The sequence below is a fragment of the Streptomyces sp. NPDC039465 genome, assembly GCF_055639315.1.
In genome coordinates this window covers 88,563-112,900 of record NZ_JBVKAP010000013.1, presented here as the reverse complement: position 1 = coordinate 112,900, position 24,338 = coordinate 88,563, and the positions used below count along the sequence as shown (strand labels likewise).

22 protein-coding genes are annotated in these 24,338 nt (G+C 71.7%); 13 read left to right on the top strand and 9 right to left on the bottom strand.

What is annotated here, in order from left to right; genetic code table 11:
- Positions 1–55 precede the first annotated feature (55 nt).
- The 4 genes from ACZ7LT_RS31600 to ACZ7LT_RS31585 are packed head-to-tail and all read right to left on the bottom strand — an operon-like array spanning position 56 to position 5,051.
- Complete coding sequence (locus ACZ7LT_RS31600; RefSeq protein ID WP_471239534.1) at positions 56–982, bottom strand: ABC transporter permease; 927 nt, start codon at positions 980–982, stop codon at positions 56–58.
- Complete coding sequence (locus ACZ7LT_RS31595; protein WP_471239533.1) at positions 979–2,127, bottom strand: ABC transporter ATP-binding protein; 1,149 nt, start codon at positions 2,125–2,127, stop codon at positions 979–981. The genes ACZ7LT_RS31600 and ACZ7LT_RS31595 overlap by 4 nt, the downstream gene beginning before the upstream one ends.
- 52 nt (positions 2,128–2,179) lie before the next feature.
- A complete protein-coding gene (locus tag ACZ7LT_RS31590; RefSeq protein WP_471239532.1) occupies positions 2,180–3,427 on the bottom strand; it encodes a polyamine ABC transporter substrate-binding protein in 1,248 nt (415 codons plus the stop codon).
- 55 nt (positions 3,428–3,482) lie between these two features.
- A complete protein-coding gene (locus ACZ7LT_RS31585; RefSeq protein ID WP_471239531.1) occupies positions 3,483–5,051 on the bottom strand; it encodes a gamma-aminobutyraldehyde dehydrogenase in 1,569 nt (522 codons plus the stop codon).
- Between the two features lie 175 nt (positions 5,052–5,226).
- Between ACZ7LT_RS31585 and ACZ7LT_RS31580 the strand changes: the two genes are divergently transcribed.
- Positions 5,227–5,772 (top strand): NADAR family protein, encoded by a 546-nt coding sequence (locus tag ACZ7LT_RS31580; protein ID WP_471239530.1) that lies wholly within the window; start codon positions 5,227–5,229, stop codon positions 5,770–5,772.
- Between the two features lie 55 nt (positions 5,773–5,827).
- Here the strand turns inward: ACZ7LT_RS31580 and ACZ7LT_RS31575 are convergent, their stop codons facing one another.
- Positions 5,828–6,484 carry a DUF4190 domain-containing protein gene (locus tag ACZ7LT_RS31575; RefSeq protein ID WP_471239529.1) on the bottom strand — a complete coding sequence of 219 codons (657 nt, stop codon included), beginning with the start codon at positions 6,482–6,484 and terminating at the stop codon, positions 5,828–5,830.
- 86 nt (positions 6,485–6,570) lie between these two features.
- On the opposite strand from ACZ7LT_RS31575, the gene ACZ7LT_RS31570 reads away from it, so the two are divergent.
- From ACZ7LT_RS31570 to ACZ7LT_RS31550, 5 genes are all read left to right on the top strand, one after another.
- The gene (locus tag ACZ7LT_RS31570; protein WP_471239528.1) at positions 6,571–7,596 is read left to right on the top strand and encodes an adenosine deaminase; all 1,026 of its coding nucleotides are present in this window, start codon (positions 6,571–6,573) and stop codon (positions 7,594–7,596) included.
- A gap of 30 nt (positions 7,597–7,626) precedes the next feature.
- On the top strand, positions 7,627–8,313 hold the full coding sequence (locus ACZ7LT_RS31565) for a glycerophosphodiester phosphodiesterase (protein ID WP_471239527.1): 687 nt from the start codon (positions 7,627–7,629) through the stop codon (positions 8,311–8,313).
- Positions 8,313–9,479 (top strand): sensor histidine kinase, encoded by a 1,167-nt coding sequence (locus tag ACZ7LT_RS31560; protein ID WP_471239526.1) that lies wholly within the window; start codon positions 8,313–8,315, stop codon positions 9,477–9,479. The genes ACZ7LT_RS31565 and ACZ7LT_RS31560 overlap by 1 nt, the downstream gene beginning before the upstream one ends.
- A complete protein-coding gene (locus tag ACZ7LT_RS31555) occupies positions 9,476–10,186 on the top strand; it encodes a response regulator (protein WP_471239525.1) in 711 nt (236 codons plus the stop codon). Before ACZ7LT_RS31560 ends, ACZ7LT_RS31555 begins: the two co-directional genes overlap by 4 nt.
- 95 nt (positions 10,187–10,281) lie before the next feature.
- Complete coding sequence (locus tag ACZ7LT_RS31550; protein ID WP_471239524.1) at positions 10,282–11,478, top strand: serine hydrolase domain-containing protein; 1,197 nt, start codon at positions 10,282–10,284, stop codon at positions 11,476–11,478.
- Between the two features lie 54 nt (positions 11,479–11,532).
- Here ACZ7LT_RS31550 and ACZ7LT_RS31545 read toward each other — a convergent pair whose 3' ends face one another.
- Positions 11,533–12,729, bottom strand: coding sequence for a polyamine ABC transporter substrate-binding protein (locus ACZ7LT_RS31545; protein ID WP_471239523.1), 1,197 nt, complete (start codon positions 12,727–12,729; stop codon positions 11,533–11,535).
- A 139-nt stretch (positions 12,730–12,868) separates the two neighbouring features.
- On the opposite strand from ACZ7LT_RS31545, the gene ACZ7LT_RS31540 reads away from it, so the two are divergent.
- Positions 12,869–13,774, top strand: a complete 906-nt coding sequence (locus tag ACZ7LT_RS31540; protein ID WP_471239522.1) for a YwqG family protein — start codon at positions 12,869–12,871, stop codon at positions 13,772–13,774.
- A 63-nt stretch (positions 13,775–13,837) separates the two neighbouring features.
- Here the strand turns inward: ACZ7LT_RS31540 and ACZ7LT_RS31535 are convergent, their stop codons facing one another.
- On the bottom strand, positions 13,838–15,274 hold the full coding sequence (locus ACZ7LT_RS31535; protein ID WP_471239521.1) for a gamma-aminobutyraldehyde dehydrogenase: 1,437 nt from the start codon (positions 15,272–15,274) through the stop codon (positions 13,838–13,840).
- A gap of 191 nt (positions 15,275–15,465) precedes the next feature.
- Here ACZ7LT_RS31535 and ACZ7LT_RS31530 point away from each other — a divergent pair, with 191 nt between their 5' ends.
- The 6 genes from ACZ7LT_RS31530 to ACZ7LT_RS31505 all read left to right on the top strand — a co-directional run bounded on the left by ACZ7LT_RS31530 (position 15,466) and on the right by ACZ7LT_RS31505 (position 21,640).
- Complete coding sequence (locus ACZ7LT_RS31530; RefSeq protein WP_028798041.1) at positions 15,466–15,957, top strand: Lrp/AsnC family transcriptional regulator; 492 nt, start codon at positions 15,466–15,468, stop codon at positions 15,955–15,957.
- The gene (locus ACZ7LT_RS31525; protein ID WP_471239520.1) at positions 15,942–17,321 is read left to right on the top strand and encodes an aspartate aminotransferase family protein; all 1,380 of its coding nucleotides are present in this window, start codon (positions 15,942–15,944) and stop codon (positions 17,319–17,321) included. Before ACZ7LT_RS31530 ends, ACZ7LT_RS31525 begins: the two co-directional genes overlap by 16 nt.
- 218 nt (positions 17,322–17,539) lie before the next feature.
- A complete protein-coding gene (locus ACZ7LT_RS31520) occupies positions 17,540–18,274 on the top strand; it encodes an ABC transporter ATP-binding protein (RefSeq protein WP_471239519.1) in 735 nt (244 codons plus the stop codon).
- On the top strand, positions 18,256–19,356 hold the full coding sequence (locus ACZ7LT_RS31515; RefSeq protein ID WP_471239518.1) for a hypothetical protein: 1,101 nt from the start codon (positions 18,256–18,258) through the stop codon (positions 19,354–19,356). Before ACZ7LT_RS31520 ends, ACZ7LT_RS31515 begins: the two co-directional genes overlap by 19 nt.
- A gap of 73 nt (positions 19,357–19,429) precedes the next feature.
- On the top strand, positions 19,430–20,578 hold the full coding sequence (locus tag ACZ7LT_RS31510) for an LOG family protein (RefSeq protein WP_471239517.1): 1,149 nt from the start codon (positions 19,430–19,432) through the stop codon (positions 20,576–20,578).
- Between the two features lie 126 nt (positions 20,579–20,704).
- Entirely contained in the window at positions 20,705–21,640 is a 936-nt protein-coding gene (locus ACZ7LT_RS31505) for a hypothetical protein (protein WP_471239516.1), read from the top strand.
- A 15-nt stretch (positions 21,641–21,655) separates the two neighbouring features.
- Here the strand turns inward: ACZ7LT_RS31505 and ACZ7LT_RS31500 are convergent, their stop codons facing one another.
- Positions 21,656–22,678 carry an ABC transporter ATP-binding protein gene (locus tag ACZ7LT_RS31500; RefSeq protein WP_471239605.1) on the bottom strand — a complete coding sequence of 341 codons (1,023 nt, stop codon included), beginning with the start codon at positions 22,676–22,678 and terminating at the stop codon, positions 21,656–21,658.
- A 5-nt stretch (positions 22,679–22,683) separates the two neighbouring features.
- Entirely contained in the window at positions 22,684–24,300 is a 1,617-nt protein-coding gene (locus ACZ7LT_RS31495) for an ABC transporter permease (RefSeq protein WP_471239604.1), read from the bottom strand.
- Positions 24,301–24,338: the final 38 nt, after the last annotated feature.

Sequence of the window (24,338 nt, the reverse complement as noted above, 5' to 3'; positions counted from 1 at the left end):
TACGCGAGCGTGAGCAGCCCCGCGATGACGACAAGGTTCCGACGGATCCAACGCATCAGACCAGATCCTCCGTTCCCGCCCGGCGGATGTAGACGGTGACCATGAGCAGGACGACCGCCATGAGGATGAACGACAGCGCCGCGGCCGTCGGATAGTCCAGGACTCGCAGGAACTGGGACTGGATCACGTTGCCGACCATCTTGGTGTCGGTGGAGCCGAGCAGTTCGGCGTTGACGTAGTCGCCGCTGGCCGGGATGAAGGTGAGCAGCGTGCCCGAGACCACGCCGGGCATGGAGAGCGGGAAGGTCACCTTTCGGAAGGTGGTGGCCGGCGAGGCGTAGAGGTCCTTGGCGGCCTCGTGCAGTCGGCCGTCGATCCGTTCCAGCGAGGTGTAGAGCGGCAGGATCATGAACGGCAGGAAGTTGTAGGTGAGGCCGCAGACGACCGCCATCGGGGTGGCGAGGACGCGGTTGCCCTCGGTCCAGCCCAGCCAGTTGGTGACGTCGAGGACGTGGAGGGCGTCCAGCGCGCCGACGACCGCGCCGCCGTCGGCGAGGATCGTCTTCCACGCCAGCGTCCGGATGAGGAAGCTGGTGAAGAACGGCGCGATGACCAGGACGAGCAGCAGGGTGCGCCAGCGGCCCGCCTTGAAGGCGATCAGATACGCGAGCGGATAGCCCAGCAGCAGGCAGAGCAGGGTGGCGGTGCCGGCGTAGAGCAGGGACCGGATGAACTGCGGGTAGTACTCCTTCAGCGCCTCCCAGTAGGTCTGGAAGTGCCAGGTGACCTCGAAGCCCTTCTCCAGGGAGCCGGTCTGCACGGAGGTGGAGGCCTGGTAGATCATCGGCAGGGCGAAGAAGACCAGCAGCCACAGGATGCCGGGCAGCAGCAGCCAGTACGGGACGAGCCGCTTGCGGGCCGAGGCCTTGCGGACCGGAAGGTCCGGCAGCTCGGCTGCGGGTGGGGCGTCGGTGACGGTCACGCGGCGTCCTCCACCGTTTCGACCCCGGCGTCGATGGCCTGGGCGGCGTCCAGGCCGAAGGTGTGGGCGGGGTTCCAGTGCAGGACCACGGGGGCGCCGGGGACGAGCCGTGTGTCGCGCTCGATGTTCTGCTCGTACACCTGGAGCGCGCCGCCCGCCGGGCTGTCGACGACGTACTGGGTGGAGACGCCGATGAAGGAGGTGTCGACGATCCTGCCGGTGACCTTGTTGCGGCCGGCGGCGATGGTGTTCTCGTCGTCGGCGTGCGCCAAAGAGATCTTCTCGGGGCGGATGCCGACGAGCAGCCGGCCGCCGGTGGCGGCGGGCGCGGAGCACCGCTCGCCGGGCAGCCGCAGCTTGCCGCCGCCGGCCGTGACGACGAGTTCGGCGCCCGCCTCGACGACCTCCGCCTCGATCAGGTTGGACGTGCCGAGGAAGTTGGCGACGAAGGTGGTGCGCGGGTTCTCATAGAGCTCGGCGGGGGCGCCCAGCTGTTCGACCCGGCCGCCGTTCATCACCGCGACCGTGTCGGCCATGGTCATGGCCTCCTCCTGGTCGTGGGTGACGTGGATGAAGGTGATCCCGACCTCGGTCTGGATGCGCTTGAGCTCCAGCTGCATCTGGCGGCGCAGCTTCAGGTCGAGGGCGCCGAGCGGCTCGTCGAGCAGGAGGACCTGCGGGTGGTTGATGAGCGCGCGGGCGACGGCGACGCGCTGCTGCTGCCCGCCGGAGAGCTGGTGCGGCTTGTGCTTGGCCTTGTCCCCGAGCTGGACGAGCTCGAGCATCTCGCCGACCTGCTTCTTCACCGACTTGACGCCACGGCGGCGCAGACCGAAGGCGACGTTCTCGTAGATGTCGAGGTGCGGGAAGAGTGCGTAGGACTGGAAGACGGTGTTGACCGGGCGCTTGTACGGCGGCAGGTCGGTGACATCGCGGTCGCCGAGGAAGACGGTGCCGGTGGTGGGCTCCTCCAGGCCGGCGATCATCCGCAGCGTGGTGGTCTTGCCGCAGCCGGAGGCGCCGAGGAGGGCGAAGAAGGAGCCCTCGGGGACGGTGAGGTCCAGCGGCTGTACGGCGGTGAAGGCGCCGTAGGACTTGCTGATCCCGGTGAGACGGACGTCGCCGCCGGTGTTCTTGTCAGTCATGGGTCGTGATCCCAGGGGTTTCGAGGGGGCGGGTCGGCTGGGCGGCGTCGGCTCAGGCTCCGATGAGCTTGGCGAACTTCTCCTCGTACGCCGTCTCCTCGGCGCTGCTGAGCGAACGGAAGGCGCGCGACTTCGCCGCCATGGCCTTGTCGGGGAGGATCAGCGTGTTGTCCGCGAGCGCCGGGTCGATCTTGGCGAGTTCCTCCTTCACGCCGTCGACCGGGCAGACGTAGTTGATGTACGCGGCGAGCTGGGCGGCGACCGGGGGCTCGTAGTAGTAGTCGATGAGCTTCTCGGCGTTGGTCTTGTGCCGGGCCTGGGCCGGGACAAGGAGGTTGTCGCTGGAGGTGATGTATCCGGCGGCGGGGATCGTGTACTTGATGTCCGGGTTGTCGGCCTGGAGCTGGATGACGTCGCCGGCCCACGCCAGACAGGCGGCGAGGTCGCCCTTGTCCAGGTCGGAGGTGTAGTCGTTGCCGGTGAAGCGGCGGATCTGCTTGGTGGTGACGCCCTTCTGGAGGCGTCCGATCGCCGCGTCGAAGTCGGCGTCCTTGAAGGAGCCGGGGTCCTTGCCCATGTCGAGCAGGGTCATGCCGACGGAGTCCCGCATCTCGGTGAGAAAACCGACCCGGCCCTTGAGCGTGGGGTCGTCGAGGAGCTGGGACACGGAGTCGACCTTCCGGCCGCCGGTCGCCTTGGAGTTGTAGGCGATGACGGTGGAAATGCCGGTCCAGGGGTACGAGTAGGCGCGACCGGGGTCCCAGTCGGGGCTGCGGAACTGCGCCGAGAGGTTGGCGTACGCATGGGGCAGGCGGGACGCGTCGAGCTTCTGCGCCCAGCCGAGCCGGATGATGCGGGCGGCGAGCCAGTCGGTGACACAGATCAGGTCCCGGCCGGTGTCCTGGCCCGCGGCGAGCTGCGGCTTGATCTTGCCGAAGAACTCGACGTTGTCGTTGATGTCGGCGGTGTACTTGACCGCGATGCCGGTGCGCTTGGTGAACGCCTGCAGCGACGGGTAGGTCTTCTCGTCCTCACTGACGTCCATGTACTCGGTCCAGTTGGAGAAGGACAGACGCTTCTCCTTGTCCGAGTAGTCCGTGGACGCGGGGCCCGCGCCCTCCCGCTTCGCGGGAGGGATGCCGCAGGCGCTCAGCCCGGCGAGGCCGCCGAGGGTGAGCGCGCCGACGCCGCCGGCGCGCAGCATCGAACGGCGGGTCAGGGCGCCCCGGCCGCTGGTCAGACTGCGCCGCATCGCGGCCAGTTGGGCCGCGGACAGGCCGTCGGGCTCGTACTGCTCCATGCGCTGTGCCCTTTCGGGATGGGTGTCGCCGCGTGGTCGGTGCGGCGGCGAGTGGCTATCGGTCCCCGAAGATTGTGCGGTGCCAGTCCTTCCGGATCACCGCGGTGTTTTCGTACATCACATGCTTGACCTGCGTGTACTCCTCGAAGGAGTACACCGACATGTCCTTTCCGAAGCCCGACGCCTTGTATCCGCCGTGGGGCATCTCGCTGATGATCGGGATGTGGTCGTTGATCCAGACGCACCCTGCCTTGATCTCCCGGGTGGCCCGGCCGGCCCGGTAGACGTCCCGGGTCCAGGCGGAGGCGGCCAGGCCGTAGGGGGTGTCGTTGGCGAGCCGCAGACCCTCCTCGTCGGAGTCGAACGGGAGCACCACCAGCACCGGGCCGAAGATCTCGGCCTGGACGATCTCGCTGTCCTGGGGGGCGTCCGCGACGAGGGTGGGCCGGTAGTACGCGCCGTCGCCCCTGGGGGCCTCGCCGCCGGTGACGATCCGGGCGTAGCCGCGGGCCCGGTCGACGAAACCGGCGACCCGGTCGCGCTGGGCGTGGCTGATGAGCGGGCCGAGGTCGGTGGCAGGGTCGAAGGGGTCGCCCAGGCGGACGGTCTCCATGAGCGCCGCGACCTGCTCCACGAACGCGTCGTAGAGGGGGCGCTGGACGTACGCGCGCGTGGCGGCGGTGCAGTCCTGGCCGGTGTTGATGAGGGCGCCGGCGACCGCGCCGTGCACGGCGGCCTCCAGGTCGGCGTCGTCGAAGACGACGAAGGGCGCCTTGCCGCCGAGCTCAAGGTGGAGGCGCTTGACGGTGGAGGTGGCGATCTCGGCGACCCGCTTGCCGACCGGGGTGGAGCCGGTGAAGGAGGTCATGGCGACGTCGCCGTGGCCGACGAGGTGTTCGCCCGCGTCCCGTCCGGCGCCGGTGACGACGTTCACGACCCCGTCGGGGATCCCCGCCTCGGTGGCGGCCTGGGCGAACATCAGCGAGGTCAGCGGGGTGAGCTCGGCGGGCTTCAGGACGATCGTGTTGCCCGCGGCGATCGCCGGGAGGATCTTCCAGGCGGCCATCTGGAGCGGGTAGTTCCAGGGCGCGATGGAGCCGACGACGCCGATCGGCTCGCGGCGGACGTACGAGGTGTGGTCGCCGCTGTACTCCCCCGCCGACTGGCCCTGGAGGTGGCGGGCGGCGCCGGCGAAGAAGGCGGTGTTGTCGATGGTGCCCGGTACGTCGAACTCGGTGGAGAGCTTGATGGGCTTGCCGCACTGGAGCGACTCGACGCGCGCGAACTCCTCGGCCCGCTCGGCGAGGACACCGGCGAACCGGTGCAGCGCCTCCGAGCGCTCGCCGGGCGTGGCGCCCGCCCAGCCGGGGAACGCCTCCCGGGCGGCGGCGACGGCGGCGTCCACGTCGGCGGTGCCGGCGAGGTCGTAGGTGTGCACGGTCTTGCCCGTGGCGGGGTCGACGACGCCGTGTTCCCGCCCTGAGGTGCCCGGCCGCAGCCGCCCGCCGATGTACTGCGCGCCCTGCGCGAAGCGCTCGGCGACCGTGGCCGCGGTGGTGGCCGCGGTGCCGCTGCCGGTCTCGCTGTCCGTCTCGCTGTCCGTGTCCTGGAAGCGGTTGCCCATCACGCTCTCCGTTGTTCCAGATCGAATTGAGTGCCGATCCTGACAGAGCGCATGCGGTCCAACAAGTGATTCCGTTGTTGCCTTTTGGTTACGCGACGGAATCGGTCGACCAAGTGTCGAGGCGCCGCGAAAATCTCCGTACGGAGTGTCCGTGGCGGATGCCAAACTCGCATGCATGGGGAGCATCGAGGAGCTGACCGCGCAGGTCAGCAAGGGTAAGCGAGTGAAATACCTGCACTTCTGGGGGCACACGCCGCGCCGCGACGGACGCGTCGGGAAGAGCTGTCTGAGCCAGTGGTGGCCGTCGCCGTTCACGGTCGACGGAACACGCTATGCCACGGCCGAGCACTGGATGATGGCGTCGAAGGCACGGCTCTTCGGCGATCCGGACGCGGAGTGCGCGGCGGTCGAGGCGCGGAGCCCGGCGCAGGCGAAGAACGCGGGCCGGCTGGTCCGGGGCTTCGACGAGACGGTCTGGGACCGGGAGCGGTACGGCATCGTCGTCGAGGGCAGCGTCCACAAGTTCGCCGCTGACGAGGACCTGCGGGCGTTCCTGCTGTCGACGGGCGACCGCGTGCTGGTGGAGGCGAGCCCCCTGGACCGCATCTGGGGCATCGGCCTCGCCGCCGACGACCCCCGCGCCGAGGACCCCGCCCGCTGGCGGGGTCTGAACCTGCTGGGCTTCGCCCTGATGGAGGCCCGGGAGCGCCTGTGGGGCTGACGCCGGGCCTGACGCCGGGGGCGCGGGCCCCCGGCGGTCCCACGGAGGGGAAAGGTCAGCGGGCGGACTGCACGACCAGGGACGTCGAGTACGAGTCGTAGGTGCCGCTGTCCTCCTTCTCGCTCTGCACGATCGCCCAGATCAGGAACGCGAGGAAGGCGGCGCTCACCACCATGCCGATCGAGCCGAGCACGATCCCGGCGACCGCCATCCCCGAGTTCGTCGCCTCGCCGCGCTGCACGCGCTTACGGCCGATGACGCCGAAGATCAGGGCGAGGATGCCCAGGATGATCCCGAGGCCGTACGCGCAGAAGCCGACCGTGGCGCAGATCCCGAGGACCATCGCCGTGATGCCCATGCCGTTGGCCGGTGCGGCGCCGGGCCAGCCGGGCTGGCCGTAGCCGGAGTAGCCCGGGTAGCCGGGGTGGCCGTACCCCGAGGCCGTGGGGGCGGTGGGGTAGCCGTAGCCGCTCGCCGGGGGCGCCGTCGCCGGGCCGCCCGGAGCGGTCGGCGGGGGCGGAACCGCGCCCAGGTCGGGCGGGCCGAAGCCGCCCGCCCCCGGCATCGCCGTCATCGTGGGCTGGTCGTGCACCGGAGGCGGCGTCGGACCGCCCGCGGCTCCGGGCGTCGGCTTGCTCAGCTCCACTTTGTCCTGTGGTGTGCGGCCCTCCGGCGGCGCCCACGGGTCCGGCCGGTCGCTCTGGTCAGACATGTGCCTCCCCCATCATGGTCCCGCCATGCTACGACGTGGCTCATACCCCAGGGCCGCCCGGTCCCCACCCCGCCTACGATGATCCGATGACCGATCTGCGCCCCTTCATCGCCGGACTCCCCAAGGCCGAGCTGCACGTCCACCACGTGGGCTCCGCATCTCCCCGGATCGTCGCCGAACTGGCCGCCCGCCACCCCGACTCCAAGGTCCCCACGGACCCGCAGGCGCTGCGCGACTACTTCACCTTCACGGACTTCGCCCACTTCATCGAGGTCTACCTGTCGGTCGTGGACCTGATCCGCACCCCGGAGGACGTCCGCCTGCTGACGTTCGAGGTCGCCCGTGACATGGCGCGGCAGAACATCCGCTACGCGGAGCTGACGATCACGCCGTACTCCTCGACCCGCCGCGGCATCGACGAGAACGCGTTCATGGCGGCGATCGAGGACGCCCGCAAGGCCGCCGAGGCCGAGCTGGGCGTGATCCTGCGCTGGTGCTTCGACATCCCCGGCGAGGCCGGCCTTGAGGCCGCCGAGGAGACCGCGCGGCTCGCGGTGGACCTGCGCCCCGAGGGGCTGGTCTCCTTCGGGCTGGGCGGGCCGGAGATCGGTGTCCCCCGCCCGCAGTTCAAGCCGTACTTCGACCGGGCCCGCGCCGCCGGTCTGCGCAGCGTCCCGCACGCGGGCGAGACGACGGGCCCCGAGACGATCTGGGACGCCCTGGGCGAGCTGGGCGCCGAGCGCATCGGCCACGGCATCAGCGCCGTCCAGGACCCGGCCCTGCTGAAGCACCTGGCCGACCACCGGATCGCGCTGGAGGTCTGCCCCACCTCCAACATCGCCACGCGCGCGGTGACCGACCTCGACGAGCACCCGGTCAAGGAGATGGTGCGGGCCGGTGTGCTGGTGACGATCAACAGCGACGACCCGCCGATGTTCGGCACCGACCTCAACAACGAGTACGCGGTCGCCGCCCGGCTCCTGGACCTGGACGAGCGGGGCCTGGCCGCGCTCGCCAAGAACGCCGTCGAGGCGTCCTTCCTCGACACGGACGGCAAGGCCCGGATCGCCGCCGAGATCGACACCTACACCGACGCCTGGCTCAGCCGGTAGGACCCCGACCGCACCGGCGACAATGGGTCCATGCGCAACGTCACCGTCGTAGGGCATCGAGGCGACCCCTACCGCTTCCCCGAGAACACCCTCGCGTCGCTCCGTTCGGCGGTCGAACGGGGCGCGGACGCGGTCGAGATCGACGTCCGGCTCACCCGCGACCGCGTGCCCGTGCTGCTGCACGACGACACGCTCAAGCGGCTGTGGAGGCACGACCGCCTGCTGACCAGCCTCACGTACGACGAGGTCCGGGCGGTGGCCGGCGGCGTGCCGACGCTGCGGGACGCGCTGCTCGCCGCCGGGTCGCACCGGCTGATGATCGACGTGCCGGGCGCCACCGAGTCCGACATTCGCGCCATCGTCGGCGTCGTCCGCGAATGCGGCGCGGGCGGGCGTACGTACTACTGCGGCGGCCCCACCGCGATGCTTCAGGTGCGGGCCGCCGACCCGGCCGCGGAGATCGCGCTGACCTGGGACACGCTCGCCCCGCCGCGGCGTGTGCTGCTCGACGCCGTCGCGCCCCGCTGGCTCAACTACCGCTTCGGGCTGGTGAGCCGGGACCTCGCCGACCGGGTGCACCGGGACGGCTTCCTGCTCTCTGCGTGGACCGCGGACACCCGGCGCACCATGCGGAAGCTGATCGCGCACGGCGTGGACTCGATCACCACCAACCGGGTGGACACGCTCGCCTCCGTCCTGCGCAAACGGCAGCCCTAGTGGACGTCCCGGGAGACATACGGGGGCTGTGGGACCGGGCCCGGGTGCTGTCGCGCACCCATCCATGGACCGTGGACATCGGGATCGCGCTGCTGGTGCAGGCGGCGATGTCGATGCCGTTCGTGGTGCCGCGCGCGCCGGAGCTGGCTCCGGCGACCTGGCAGGCGTACGGACTGACCACCCTGACCGTGCTGCCGCTGGTCTGGCGCCGCCGCGCGCCGGTCACCGTCTTCGCCGCGATCCTGGCGACGAGCGCGCTGTACCGGCTGGCCGTGGACGGGCCCGGACAGCCGCTCCCGTACACCGGCCTGGTCATCGTCTACACGATCGCCGCCCTGTGCCCGCCCCGCCGTCGCCTGGCGACCCTGCTGGCCCTGGTGGTGGCGGTGCCCGTGTCGGTCTGGCTCAACACACGCTCCGTGCGGGAGCTGACCTTCTCGCTCTTCGTCTTCGCCGCGGCGTACGTCTTCGGGCGGCTGGTCGACACGAGCAGACGGGCCAACCGGATCGAGGCCGAGCAGGCCGCCGCGCGCGAACGGGCCCGGATCGCCGGGGAGATGCACGACATCCTGTCCCATGCGGTGAGCCTGATGATCGTGCAGGCGGAGGCGGGACCGGTGGCGGTGCGTACGGCGCCGGAGCGGGCGGAGGCGGCCTTCGACGCGATCTCCGAGACCGGCCGGGACGCCATGGTCCAACTGCGCCGCATGCTGGGCGTGCTGCGCGAGGAGCCGGAGGGGGACTGCGCGTCGCCGCGTGAGCCGCAGCCGGGCATCGCCGGGCTGCCGGGCCTGGTGGAGCGGGTGCGGGCCAGCGGGCTCGAGGTGACCTACGAGGAGACCGGGGACGTACGGGCCCTCGGCGACGCGACCGGGACGACGGTCCACCGCATCGTCCAGGAGGCCCTGACCAACACCGTCAAACACGCGGCCGCGCGCCGCGCCCACATCCACCTCACCTACGGTGAGGCGGTGGTCCGGATCACGGTGACCGACGACGGGCGGGGCGCCCGGACGCCGGCCGCGGGCGGCCACGGCCTGGTGGGGATCCGCGAGCGGGCCGCCGCCCACGGCGGCCGGGCGACGACCGGCCCGGGACCTGACGGCCGGGGCTTCGAACTGCGGGTCGAGCTCCCGCTGGAGACGGCCCGGAAAGGGGAACGATGACGATCCGAGTCGTGGTCGCCGACGACCAGGAGCTGGTCCGCAGCGGCTTCGCGATGATCCTGGACGTCCAGCCGGACATCGAGGTGGTCGCCGAGGCGGGCGACGGGGCCGAGGCCGTCGAGGCGGTGCGCCGGCACGCCCCGGACGTGGCGCTGCTCGACATCCGCATGCCGCGCATGGACGGGATCGAGGCGTGCCGCGCGATCAGCGCCGCCGGCGCCTGCCGGAGCGTGATGCTCACGACGTTCGACTCGGACGCGTATGTGTACGAGGCGCTGCACGCGGGCGCGAGCGGCTTCCTGCTGAAGGACGTCCGCAGGGACGACCTGGTGCACGCCGTGCGGGTGGTCGCGCGGGGCGACTCGCTCCTCGCGCCGTCGGTGGCGCGCCGGCTCGTCGAGGAGTACACCCGGCCCACGCGCCGGGCGCCGCGCCCCGATCCCCGGCTGGAGGTGCTGACGGCCCGGGAGCGCGAGACGCTGCTGCTGCTCGCCCGTGGCCTGTCGAACGCGGAGATCGCCGCGTCCCTCGTCGTCAGCGAGCACACGGTCAAGACGCATGTGGGCCATGTGCTGGCCAAGCTGGGGCTGCGCGACCGTATCCAGGCGGTGATCTGCGCCTACGAGACGGGTCTGGTCGCGGCGGGTGCTCCCCCGGCCGGGGGAGGCGCCGGCGGCGGCTTCTCCCCCGCGTCGGCGAGGGACTGACCCGGGAAGACCGCCCGCGTCGGCGATCCGTGTGAAGCCGCAGGCCAGCAGGATGGAGCCGTCGAGAACAACGGCTCATGTCCCAGGAGTTGACCATGAACGCACGGACCCGTGCCCTGATCGCCGCCGCGCTCGTCCTCGGTGTCGCGGCGGGCCCTTCGGTACTGCCCGCGGCCGCCCACCCGCCGGTGGCGGCCGCCGCCCGGGGCGGTGTACCGGCCGCCGACGCCGAGCGGCTGGCGGCGGCGATCGCCGGGCTGCCGCGGCAGGACGCGACCGCCGCGCTGGTGCGGGTCGGCGGCACCGAGGGGAGCTGGCACGGCACCTCCGGCGTGCACGACCTGCGCAGCAACCGCCCCGCGGACCCGCACGCGCGCTTCCGGGCCGGTTCGGTGACCAAGGTCTTCACCGCGGCGACCGTTCTCCAGCTCGCCACCGAGCGCCGGATCGACCTGGACCGTACGGCCCGCTCGTATCTGCCGGAGCTGATCCCCGCGGCGTACGGGGACGTGACCGTACGGCAGTTGCTCAACCACACCCATGGCATCCCTGCGGCCAAGATGCCCGGCCGGACCGTCGAGGAGCGGTACGCACTGCGGTTCGAGCGGCACGACGCGCGGGAGATGGTCCGCTCGGCGACCGGCCAGGAGCGGGAGTTCGCCCCCGGCACCCAGCAGCACTACCTCAACATCGGCTACACGATCGCGGGTCTGCTGGTCGAGCGGGTCACCGGCGAGAGCTACGAGCGTACGGTGCAGCGCCGCATCCTCGGCCCGCTCGGGCTGCGCGGCACGTACTTCCCCGGCACGAGCCCCCGTATCCACGGCCCGCACAACCACGGCTACCAGCTGATGACGCTGGAGGACGGCTCCCGGGGGCTGCGGGATGTGTCGGTGTGGGGGGCGACGGACGGCTGGGCGGCCGGTGACGTCATCTCGACCACGGCGGATCTTGAGCGGTTCACGAAGGCGTTGTTCGCGGGCCGAGTGGTGCGCGGGCCGCTGCTGGAGGAGATGTTCACCCTGCCGCGGCTGAACGGCGAGCTCGTGCCGACCTACAAGTCCGGGGCTCCCGCGGCCTATTCGGTCGGGCTGTCGATGAAGCGGCTCGGCGGGCGGGAGGTGTGGGGCAAGACGGGCGGCCGCTGGGGCTACACCGCGGCGATCGCGTCCACCCGCGACGGGGCGCGCACGCTGGTGTACAGCGTCAACGCGACCGATGCGAAGGGTCAGGAGATGAACCAGGTCGCGCTGGCCCTGATGGTGGGCGCGTACGGCCCGCCGACGCCGTGAGCCGTCCGACGCCCGCCCGTCACAGGCCACAAGTCACAGGTCACTGGCCACAGGTCACAGGCCGACGATCGCGTTCCACTTCTTCGCGAACTGAGCCCGCTCCTCGGAGGTGATGTCCCGGGCGGTCGCCAGGCGGCGCCGCATCGCGTCGTCGGGGAAGATCAGCGGGTCCTCGGCGAGCGCTGCCAGTTCCTCGTCGTCGGAGTCGGCGAGGACGTCGCGTGCGGCGGGGACCGGGCAGACGTAGGTGACCCAGGCGGCGAGCTCGGCGGCGACCTCGGGCTGGTAGTAGAAGTCGACCAGCTTCTCGGCGTTGGCCTTGTGGCGGGCGAGGTTGGGGATCATCAGGCTCTCCGCCCAGAGCTCGGCGCCCTCCTCGGGGACGACGAACTCGATGTCGGGGTTGTCGGCCTGGAGCTGGATGACGTCGCCCGAGTAGGCCTGGCAGGCCAGCACGTCCCCGGTGGACAGGTCCTTGATGTAGTCGTTGCCGGTGAACCGCCGGATGTGCCTGGTCTTCACGAGCTTGTCCACCTGCTCGCAGACCGTGTGGAAGTCGTCGGCGGTCCACCGGGTCACGTCGACGCCGTTGCCCTGCATCAGCAGGGCGAAGGACTCGTCGAGGCCGGAGAGCAGGGTGACCTTGCCGCGCAGGTCGGGGGCCCAGAGGTCCCTGGTGGACCTGATCTCCCGGCCGAGCGCGCGGCGGTTGTAGGCGATGCCGGTGATCCCGGACTGCCAGGGGACGCTGTGGGTACGGCCCTGGTCGAAGCCGGGGGACCGCAGCTGCGGGTCGAGGTACCTGGCCACGTTGGGCTGCCGGGTGCGGTCCATCTCCTGCACCCAGCCCAGGCGTACGAACCGGGCGGCCATCCAGTCGCTGACGACGACGAGGTCCCGGCCGGTCTCCTGATGGTTCATCAGCGCGGGGCTGATCTTGCCGAAGAACTCGTCGTTGTCGTTGATCTCCTCCGTGTAGCGTACGGAGACCCCGGTGCGGTCGGTGAAGGCGGCGAGCGTGGGACGCAGGGAGGTGTCGTCCTCGTCGGTGTCGATGTAGAGCGGCCAGTTGGCGAAGTCGAGCGTACGGTCGCGCGCGGACAGGTCGCGGCCGGCCCGGTCACCGGGCTCGACATAGGCGGCGGGCACCCCGCAGCCGCCGAGCGCGGCCGTCGCCGCGGTGGCGCCCAGCACGCGCAGCAGCGAACGGCGGGGAAGGGGGCTGCGGATACTGCTCGGTAGGGCTCGCACTCAGGAAGCATCCCCGGACGGGCGGTGAGGGGCAATGGACGCTCCGTCGACCGCCAGGCGTGGGGCCGGACACGTTGTCGACCGGTCGGCGGCCCCGGCGGCGGGGGCCGTTGTCAGACCCGGCCCCTAGTCTGCGGTCATGTCTGAGACGTCGCGAACCACCCCGCCCCGGCCGCTCGATGTGGAGGCCCTGTTCCCCGAGGTCGTCGCCTATCGCCGGGAGACCGTACGGCTCCATCCGCGGCAGGGAAGCCCCGGGGTCCTGGACAGTTCGGTGGGCGGGCCGCTGCTGTGGCCGGCCGGGGAGCCGTGGCCGCACTGCGAGGACGACCATCCGCGTACGGGCTACGCCCCGCCGCGCGGCCACGGGCCGCTGCCGATGGTGCCGGTGGTGCAGCTGTACGCCCCCGATGTGCCCGAACTGCCCTTCCCCAAGGGCACGGATCTCTTCCAGATGCTGTGGTGCCCCTTCGACCACGAGCACGGCTATGTGCCCCGGCCGGAGCTGTACTGGCGTGACAGCGGCCTCGTGGAGGAGGAGCTGACGGCGCCGCCGCGGCCGGAGGGGGCCCGCGAGGACTATCTGCCGGACCCGTGTGTGGTGCACCCGGAGCGGGTGACCGAGTATCCGAACTGGGACCTGCCGGAGTCCGTGTACGAGGCGCTGGAGGAGCGGTTCGACACGGTCGAGGAGGAGACCGGCTGGTCGTACTGGTCGCATCTGTCGGTGGCCGAGGGCATCAAGGTCGGCGGCTATCCGACCTGGACGCAGGACCCGTACTGGCCGGACTGCCTGGGCTGCGGGCGGCGGATGGAGCATCTGCTGACGGTCAACAGCGCGGAGTTCGACGGGGAGTCGTGGCGCTCGTGGGTGCCGGTGGAGGACATACCCGCCGAGGGCACGGTGATCGACCTGCCGTACGACGCCCGCCGCCCGGTGCAGCGCCCGCCGGGCCTGATGCTCGGTGACATGGGCGGCATGTACGTCTTCGAGTGCCGCTTCTGCCCGGACCGGCCGTACGCGTACCACTCGGACTGCTCGTAGCGGCGCCCGAAAACAGAACGGGCGGGCGGGGACCGAACCCCGCCCGCCCGTTCGGGGCCGGTCTTAGCCCAGGGACGTCATCACGTGCTTGATGCGCGTGTAGTCCTCGAAGCCGTACGCGGAGAGGTCCTTGCCGTAGCCGGACTTCTTGTAACCGCCGTGCGGCATCTCGGCGACCAGCGGGATGTGGGTGTTGATCCACACACAGCCGAAGTCGAGGCTCTTGGACATGCGCATCGCGCGCGCGTGGTCCTTGGTCCAGACGGAGGACGCCAGGGCGTACTCGACGCCGTTCGCGTACTCCAGCGCCTGCTTCTCGTCGCTGAACGACTGGACGGTGATGACGGGGCCGAAGACCTCGTTCTGCACGATCTCGTCGTCCTGCTTGAGGCCGGAGACGACGGTCGGGGCGTAGAAGTAGCCCTTGTCGCCGACCCGGTGGCCGCCGGCCTCGACCTTGGCGTGGGCCGGGAGGCGGTCGATGAAGCCGGAGACCTGCTTCAGCTGGTTGGCGTTGTTCAGCGGGCCGTAGAGCACGTCCTCGTCGTCCGGCTGGCCGGTCTTGGTGTCGGCGGCGGCCTTGGCGAGCAGGCTGACGAACTCGTCGTGGATGGACTCGTGGACCAGGACGCGGGTGGCGGCCGTACAGTCCTGGCCGGCGTTGAAGAAGCCCGCCACGGAGATGTCCTCGACGGCCTTGGCGATGTCGGTGTCCTCGAAGACGACGACCGGCGCCTTGCCGCCCAGCTCCAGGTGGACGCGCTTGACGTCCTTGGCCGCCGACTCGGCGACCTGCATGCCGGCGCGTACGGAGCCGGTGATGGAGGCCATCGCGGGGGTCGGGTGCTCGACCATGGCACGGCCGGTCTCGCGGTCGCCGCAGATGACGTTGAAGACGCCCTTGGGGACGATCTGGCCGATGATCTCGGCCATCAGCACGGTCGAGGCGGGGGTCGTGTCGGACGGCTTGAGGACGACCGTGTTGCCCGCGGCGAGGGCCGGGGCGAACTTCCACACGGCCATCATCATCGGGTAGTTCCACGGCGCGACCTGGGCGCAGACGCCGACCGGCTCGCGGCGGATGATCGAGGTCATGCCCTCCATGTACTCGCCGGCGGAGCGGCCTTCGAGCATGCGGGCGGCGCCGGCGAAGAAGCGGATCTGGTCCACCATCGGCGGCAGTTCCTCGCTGGCGGTCAGGCCGTGCGGCTTGCCGGTGTTCTGGACCTCGGCGGCGATGAGGTCCTCGGCGCGCTCCTCGAAGGCGTCCGCGATCTTCAGCAGTACCTTCTGGCGGTCCGACGGGGTGGTGTCCCGCCAGGCGGGGAACGCGGCCGCGGCGGCTTCCATCGCCGCGTCCACGTCGGCCTGGCCGGAGAGCGGAGAGGTCGCGTAGACCTCGCCGGTGGCCGGGTTGACCACGTCGATGGTCCGTCCGTCGGCGGCGTCCCGGAACTCCCCGTTGATGTAGTTGCGCAGACGACGCAGCTCGGTGGTCACTTTTGCCACCCCTCCTTGTCAGAGTTTCAGATGTCCGGTGGGTGAGACGTCCACAGCCTAGTCGTTGAGGTGACGCTTTCGACAGCCCCGACCCTCCGCAACTTCGGATTCAGTGTGATCGAGAGGCTCGAACAACGAATTTCATCGGTTTGGGGTTGCCAGACCGACGAGTCTCGGTGCACAGTGAAGTCGTGGTCAGTCGAAGCGCAGATTCCAGGACCGGGAACGGATCGTCCCCGACGATCGATGCCGTATCCCTGGCGATCATCGAACAGCTCCAGGAAGACGGACGCCGTCCGTACGCCGCCATCGGGAAGGCCGTGGGCCTCTCGGAGGCCGCCGTCCGCCAGCGCGTCCAGAAGCTGCTCGACCAGGGAGTCATGCAGATCGTCGCCGTCACCGACCCCCTCACCGTGGGGTTCCGGCGCCAGGCGATGGTCGGCATCAATGTCGAGGGGGATCTGGATCCAGTCGCCGACGCGCTGACCGCGATGGCCGAGTGCGAGTACGTGGTGATGACCGCGGGCTCGTTCGACCTGATGGTGGAGATCGTCTGCGAGGACGACGACCACCTGCTGGATGTGATCAACAAGCGCATCCGCACCCTCCCCGGCGTGCGCTCCACCGAGAGCTTCGTCTACCTCAAGCTCAAGAAGCAGACCTATATGTGGGGAACCCGATAGCCGTGAGCAAGGACCTCTCCAAGACCGCCTACGACCACCTGTGGATGCACTTCACCCGCATGTCGTCGTACGAGAACAGCCCGGTGCCGACCATCGTCCGCGGCGAGGGCACCTACATCTACGACGACAAGGGCAGGCGCTACCTCGACGGCCTCGCCGGCCTCTTCGTGGTCCAGGCGGGCCACGGCCGCAAGGAGCTCGCCGAGGTCGCCGCCAAGCAGGCGCAGGAGCTCGCCTTCTTCCCCGTGTGGTCGTACGCCCACCCGAAGGCCGTCGAGCTGGCCGAGCGCCTCGCCAACGAGGCCCCCGGCGACCTGAACAAGGTCTTCTTCACCACCGGCGGCGGTGAGGCCGTCGAGACCGCCTGGAAGCTTGCCAAGCAGTACTTCAAGCTGATGGGCAAGCCGACCAAGTACAAGGTCATCTCGCGTGCGGTCGCCTACCACGGCACCCCGCAGGGCGCCCTGTCCATCACCGGCCTGCCGGGCCTGAAGGCCCCCTTCGAGCCGCTGGTGCCGGGCGCGCACAAGGTGCCCAACACCAACATCTACCGCGCCCCGCTCTTCGGCGACGACCCCGAGGCCTTCGGCCGCTGGGCCGCCGACCAGATCGAGCAGGAGATCCTCTTCGAGGGTCCTGACACCGTCGCCGCGGTCTTCCTGGAGCCGGTGCAGAACGCCGGCGGCTGCTTCCCGCCGCCGCCCGGGTATTTCCAGCGGGTCCGTGAGATCTGCGACAAGTACGACGTGCTGCTCGTCTCCGACGAGGTCATCTGCGCCTTCGGCCGCCTCGGCACCACCTTCGCCTGTGACAAGTTCGGCTACGTCCCGGACATGATCACCTGCGCCAAGGGCATGACCTCGGGCTACTCCCCGATCGGCGCCTGCATCGTCTCCGACCGGCTCGCCGAGCCGTTCTACAAGGGCGACAACACCTTCCTGCACGGCTACACCTTCGGTGGCCACCCGGTCTCCGCGGCCGTCGGTCTCGCCAACCTCGACCTGTTCGAGCGCGAGAAGATCAACCAGCACGTGCTCGACAACGAGGGCAACTTCCTGTCGACGCTGCAGAAGCTGCACGACCTGCCGATCGTCGGCGACGTCCGCGGCAACGGCTTCTTCTACGGCATCGAGCTCGTGAAGGACAAGAACACCAAGGAGTCCTTCAACGAGGAGGAGACCGAGCGCGTCCTGTACGGCTTCCTCTCGAAGGCGCTGTTCGACAACGGTCTGTACTGCCGCGCCGACGACCGTGGCGACCCGGTCATCCAGCTGGCTCCGCCGCTGATCTCGGACCAGTCCACGTTCGACGAGATCGAGCAGATCCTCCGGGCCACCCTCACCGAGGCCTGGACGAAGCTCTGACGGCTCCGGCCGTCCGTCGATCGCACGCCGCCCTCACGGCGTGACCGGCCCGGGCATGCCCCCATCCGAGTGAGATGGAGGCTGCCCGGGCCGCGTGCTGTCCGGACACCCCGATCTGAATACTTACGGTGCCTCTGGGTGACCAGTGACCGACAGGCCCGTCCTTCGTTCCCCCGTACGGGGGACGACACATCAGATCCGATACCGAGGTGTACGCCATGGTGGCCCCGCCGGACAACGACGTGCTCTGGGCGCGTTCCCTGAACTGCTCGCTGGGCGGTACGCCCGCCCTCAGCGGTGTCTCCCTCGGCATCCGCGAGGGCGAGATCCTTGCCGTGACCGGCCCACGCGGCTCCGGCAAGACCACGCTGCTGCGCTGCCTCTCCGGCCAGCTCCTCCCCGACCAGGGCGAGGTCTGGTTCAACAGCAGCCCCGTCCACACCATGGCGCCGCTCCAGCGTGAACGGCTGCGCCGGGAGAAGTTCGGCTGGATCGACCCCGAACCGGCCCTCGTCCCCGAGCTCACCGCCTGGGAGAACGCCGCCCTGCCCCTGCTGCTGCGCGGCTCCTCGCAGCGGGCCGCGAAGACCACCGCCATGGAATGGCTGGAACGCCTCGACATCGGCATGTGCGCCCGCAAGCGCCCGCACGCCCTGCTCCAGGACCAGCGCCAGCGGATCTCCCTCGCCCGGGCGCTCGTCACCACCCCCAGCGTGCTCTACGCCGACGAACCCACCGCCACCCTGCACCGCGCCGAGGGCGCGCAGTTCCTGCGGACCCTCACCACCGCGGCCCGCTCCCACCGCATCACCGTCCTCCTCGCCACCCACGACCCCGAGATCGCCACCCTCGCCGACCGGGCCGTCGCCCTGCTCGACGGGCGGCGCGTGAACTCCACCGGAGGCGGCACGAACGGAGCGGAGGGCGTCACGGCGTGCTCGCTCTCCGTCTAGCCCGCGGCACCCACCCCCTGGTCCTGCTGCGGCGTCTGCTCGTCGTCTGCGCCGCGGCGGGGGTCGGCTTCCTGCTCCTGTGCGCCCTCGGATACGCGGCCGGCCACCCCGAGGACTCGTCCACCGCCACCCTGCGGCTGCTGTGGTGCCTGGTCCCGCTGGCCGCGATGGTCCACCTCGCCGTCGCCGTGGCCCGTACGGACCCGAGCACCCGGCCCCGGCCAGGGCTGTCCGCGATCGGCCTCGGACCGGCCCGGCTGACCGCGATCGCGGCCGCGTCCACCGCCGTCTCCTGCACCCTCGGCTCGGCCCTCGCGCTCCTGTTCTACCTGCACCTGCGTGGCGACATCACCGGCATGCCGTTCGACGGCGCCGCCGCCGAGCTGCTCGCCGCCGACCAGCCGATGCCGCTGGCCGCCGCCCTGACCCTGCTCGCCGTCCCGCCCCTGACCGCGACCCTCGCCGCGGCCCTGGCGCTGCGCCTGCGCAAGCCCGCCCCCTCCCCCGACGCCCCGCCGGACGACGGCGCCCCGGGCGGCCTGCCCTGGGGGGTGGCGCTGCTCGCGGCCGGCCTCGCCGTGGAGACGTACGCGGCCAGCGGCGGCCAGGACGAGGCCGGCGTCTTCGCCGGCTGGGCCCTAACGGCGCTCGGCCTCGCGGTGGCGGGCCCGAGCCTCACCCACCTGTGCGGCAGGCTCCTGCAGGCCGTCCGCCCCGGCGCCACCCGCCTCCTCGCCGGCCGGGCGCTGATGACCGAGTCCCGCCGCATCGGCCGCCCCCTCGGCGTGGTCTGCGCGGTCGCCTCCGGCGCGTTCGCCGCCGCCACCGTCTCCGTCACCATCGGCCCGCTGGCCCTCCTCGGTGCCCTCCTCGTCGTCGCCTGCACCCTCGGCACCCTGGCCACGGCGGCCCTCGAAGCCCGGCAGGCCCGCACCCCCACCACCGCCGCCCTCCTGACCCTCGGCGCACCGCCCGCCACCCTGCGCGCCGCCGCCGCACTGCGCGCCGGCGTCCTCCTGCTCGTCCTCACCCCCGTGACCTGGGCCGTCGCCGCACTGGCCGCGATGCCGCTGCACGGCTGAGCCGCCCACCCGGCCAGGCCGGCGCCCGGGGCCCCGGCCACCGCCCCGTAGGGCCTGGGCCTATCGTGGCCGCATGGCGCACCCACACGGCCCCACCGAGCAGCCCACCCCGCACGGCCACGACCGTGAGATCGAGACGCTCGAAGAGTTCGACGCCGTCGTCCACCGCGGCTCTCTGGTCGGATACCGCGTCCAGTCGCTCGACCTCACGGACCGCACCTTCGCGCTGCTCACCCACGACACCACCGCCGCCGTCTTCCTCGGCTGCCCCATGGAAGCCGAGGCCGCGGCCAAGGTCCGCGCCGACGGCGCGCTCGTCTTCCCGCCCGTGCCCGACCTCCCCTTCGACCCGTACCGCGGGCTCCTGTACACCCCCGAGGAGCTCTTCACCGGCGTCCGCACCGAGGGCTACGACGCCACCCCGGACGCCCTCGCCTACGAGTGGTTCCAGCGCACCCGCGCCGACGGCGACGTCTTCGCCTCGATGCTGCGCTCCCTGCACGACGACGCGATCTCCGACGCCCTCGACGAACTCCTGGCCGGCACCCCGGTCGTGGGCGTGATGGGCGGCCACGCCATGGCCCGCGGCACCGACGCGTACGCCGGCGCGGCCCGCCTTGGCCGCTCGCTGGCCCGGCAGGGGCTGACCGTGGCGACCGGCGGCGGGCCTGGCGCGATGGAGGCCGCCAACCTCGGCGCCTACACCGCCCCGCACCCGGACGACGTCCTCGACGAGGCCCTGGAAATCCTGGCCAAGGCCCCCTCGTTCACGCCGTCCGTCACCGACTGGGCGCGGGCCGCGTTCGACGTCCGCGACCGCTGGCCGCGCGGCGGCGACTCCATCGGCATCCCCACCTGGTTCTACGGCCACGAGCCGCCGAACCCGTTCCCCGGCCACATCGCCAAGTACTTCGCCAACGCCACCCGCGAGGACGGTCTCCTCGCCCGCTGCACCGCGGGGGTGATCTTCCTGCCCGGCGCGGCCGGCACGGTCCAGGAAATCTTCGACAACACCACGCCGAACTACTACGAGTCCCGCGGCGAGCCGACCCCGATGGTCCTGGTCGACGAGGCCCACTGGACCGAGCGGCTGCCCGCCTGGCCCCTGCTCCAGGCCCTCGCCGCCGAACGCCCGATGGCGGCCAGGATCGCCCTGGTCGACTCCGTCGACGACGCCCCCGCCGCCCTGCGCGCCCTGGCGGCCGCCGGCCCGGTCGGCTGACCGCCCCCGCACCCCTCCCGGCCAGGCATATGAGGCCGGGAGGCAACGCGGCCGCCGAATCCCGCGTCTCGCAGTCGGAACCCCACGGGCCCCGAAGGGCCCGATCCGACGCGAACGGAGCTTTCGGTGCTCATAGGACTCCTGACGGCCGTCGCGGCCTCGATCTGCTACGGCACGGGATCGGTCCTCCAGGCCGTCGGCTCCCGCAAGTCCGCTCGGCGCGAGGCTGCGGCCGCCGGGGTGACCCAGCACGGCGGCCCCAGCCTCCAGTCGACCGCCAAAGCCGCGATGACCTGGGAGTTCATCGTCGGCACCATCCTCGACTTCATCGGTTTCGGACTGGGCGCGCTCGCCGCCCGGATGCTGCCGCTGTTCCTCTCCCAGACCGTCATCAGCGCCAATCTGGTGATCACGGCCGTGCTCAGCGTGAAACTGCTCGGCATCCGGCTCACCCGCGCCGAATGGTCCTCGATCGCCGTCGTCTGCTCGGCGCTGGTGCTGCTGGCCACCGCCGCCGGGCCCGAGGGCAGCGGCCACACCCCCATCGCCACCCACTGGTGGCTGCTGGCGATCTCGCTGCTGCTGATGGTGGGCGGCACGGTCGTCGTCCGCCTCCTCGGCGCGCGCGCCGCGATCCTCGCCGGTCTGCTCTCCGGCCTCGGCTTCGGCGCCCTCGGCGTGGGGGTGCGGATCCTGGACGGCATCGACCCGTTCGACCTCGGCGTGCTGCTGACCGACCCGGCGCTCTACGCGATCCTGGTCGCCGGCATCGGCGGCATGTACCTGCACACCGTCGCCCTGCAGATCGGTTCGGTCAACGGCGCCACCGCCGCGCTCGTCGTCGGCGAGACCGTCCTGCCCGGCATGATCGGCGTCTGGTGGCTGGGTGACACCTCCCGCCCCGGCTTCGCCTGGCTGGCCGTCACCGGCTTCGTCCTGGCCGTGGCCGGCGCGGTCGCCGTGGCCTGGTTCGGAGCCCCGGAGGACCCGGCCGCCACCGGCCCCGCGCCCGACCCCGCCGCCGACCCTGCGGACGCCCCCGGTCTCGTACAGGCCCGGTAGCCGCCGCGCGGGGCGTCACCCGCCGAGGACGACGACCTCCTCGACCCGGAACGTCGCCCCCACCCGGGCCCCCTCCTCCGGCGCGTCACGCAGCGCGCACTCGGCCTCCAGCGGCGGCGCGTCCGTCGCGGGCCGCAGCGTCACGGCGACATGGCTGCCCCGGAACGTACGCGCCTCGACCGTGCACGCAAGACCCTCGCCCGGCCCGCCGAGCCGCACCCCCGCGGGCCGTACCAGCAGCCGGCCGGGGCCCTGCGGGGACCCGGCGGGCACCGGCACCGCGCCCCACGGCGTCTGCGCGGCGGCGCCGCTGACGCTCGCCGCCACCACGTTGTCGAAACCGAGGAACCGGGCCACGAACTCGTCGGCCGGCCGCTGCCACACCTCCAGCGGGGTCCCGCTCTGCGCGACCCGCCCGTCCCGCATCACCACCACCCGGTCGGCCAGCGCGAACGCCTCCCCCTGGTCGTGGGTGACCGCGAGCACGGTCGTACCCAACCGGCCGAACAGCTGCCGCAGTTCGACGACGAGACGCTCGCGCAGCGTACGGTCGAGCTGGCCGAGCGGCTCGTCCAGCATCAGCAGCTGGGGCCGCGGCGCCAGCGCCCGGGCCAGCGCGACACGCTGCTGCTCCCCGCCGGAGAGGGCGGCGACCGACCGCCGCCCCGCCCCCGGCAGCCCGACGAGATCCAGCAACTCCCCCACCCGTACGGCCTGTTCGGCCCTGGACACGCGGTGCATCCGCAGCCCGAACGCGACATTGCCGGCGACGTCCCGCTGCGGGAAGAGCTGATGGTCCTGGAACATCAGCCCGACACCCCGCCGGTGCACCGGCACCCCGCGCTGATCCGCGCCCGCGAGCAGCACCCGGCCGCCGTCGAGGGACTGGAGCCCGGCGACGGCCCGCAGCAGCGTCGACTTGCCGCTGCCGGACGGCCCGAGGACACAGACGATCTCGTGCTCGGCGACCTCCAGGTCCACGCCGTCGAGCGCGGGCCGCTCACCGAACCGTACGGTCGCACCGGTGACCGTCAGCAGTGCCATCAGAACTCCCCGGACGTGCGGTCGGTGCGGATGCGCTCCAGGAGCAGCAGCGCCACCGCGCACACCACCATCAGAATCGTCGACAGGGCCATCGCCTGCCCGTAGTTGAGCTCGCCCGGCCGGCCGAGCAGCCGCGCCACCGCCACGGGCAGCGTCGGCCGGTCGGGCCGGGCGATGAAGACCGTCGCGCCGAACTCGCCCAGGGACACGGCGAACGCGAACCCGGACGCGATCAGCAACGCCCGGCGCACCAGCGGCAGATCCACCTCACGCCAGGCCCGCAGCGGGGAGGCCCCCAGCACCGCCGCGGCCTCCCGCAGCCGCTCGTCCACGGCCCGCAGCACCGGCAGCATCGTCCGCACCACGAACGGCACCCCGACCAGAGCCTGGGCCAGGGGCACCAGGATCCAGCTGGCGCGCAGATCGAGCGGCGGCTCGTCGAGGGTGATCAGGAACCCGAAGCCCACGGTCACCGCCGACACGCCGAGCGGCAGCATCAGCAGCGCGTCGAAACCGCGCACCAGCCGCCCCGCCCTACGGGTGAGCGCCGCCGCGGCCAGCCCACCGACGAGAACGGCGATGGCGGTGGCCACCAGCGCGTACTGGAGGGAGTTCCCGATCGCCTCCAGCGGCGGTACGAGGAACGTGCCGCCGCTGTCGTCCACCGCCTGCAGGGCCCGGTAGAAACCGAACCCGTACCCGCCGGACGTGTTGAACGACCGCTCGACCAGCACCCCGAGCGGCAGCAGGATCAGCAGGGCGACGCTGACGAGCACGGCCGCCAGCAGCGCCCACTGCCCGGCGCCGTGCGGCCGGTCCGCGGTCCGCTCCGGGTCGACCAGCTTCAGCGCCGTCTCACGCCGGCGCACCGTCCAGGCGTGCACCGCGAGGATCGCGCCGACCGCCACGAACTGCACCATCGTCAGCACCGCCGCCGTCGGCAGGTCGAGCAGATCGGCGGTCTGCCGGTAGATCTCCGCCTCCAGCGTGGAGTACGCCGGCCCGCCCAGGATCTGCACGACGCCGAAGGAGGTGAACGTGAACAGGAACACCATCAGCGCCGCCGCGGCCACGGACGGCCCGAGCGCGGGCAGCGTGACCTGACGAAACGCCCCGAACCGGGAGGCGCCGAGCACCCGCGCCGCCTCCTCCTGACGCGGGTCGAGCTGCGCCCACAGCCCGCCGACGGTCCGCACGACCACGGCGTAGTTGAAGAACACATGGGCGAGCAGGATCGCCCACACGGTGGTGTCGAGCCGCAGCCCCCACAGCTCGTCGAGGAGCCCGCCGCGCCCCACCAGGGCGAGAAAGGCCGTGCCGACGACGACGGTCGGCAGCACGAACGGCACGGTGACGACCGCGCGCAGCAGCGTCTTGCCCGGGAAGTCGAACCGGGCGAACACAAAGGCGCCCGGCAGGGCGATCAGCAAGGTCAGCGCGGTGGAGGCAAGCGCCTGCCAGGCCGTGAACCAGAGCACGTCCAGGATCTCGGGACGCCCCAGGGTCTCGCCGAGCCGCCCGAGCCGCCAGCCCTCCCCCGTCTTCAGGCCCCTGCCGACGATGGAGACGACCGGCCAGGCGAAGAAGACGGCGAAGAAGGCGACGGGCAGGACCATCAGGCCCAGCCGCGCCGCACTTCCCCGCGCGGTGGCGC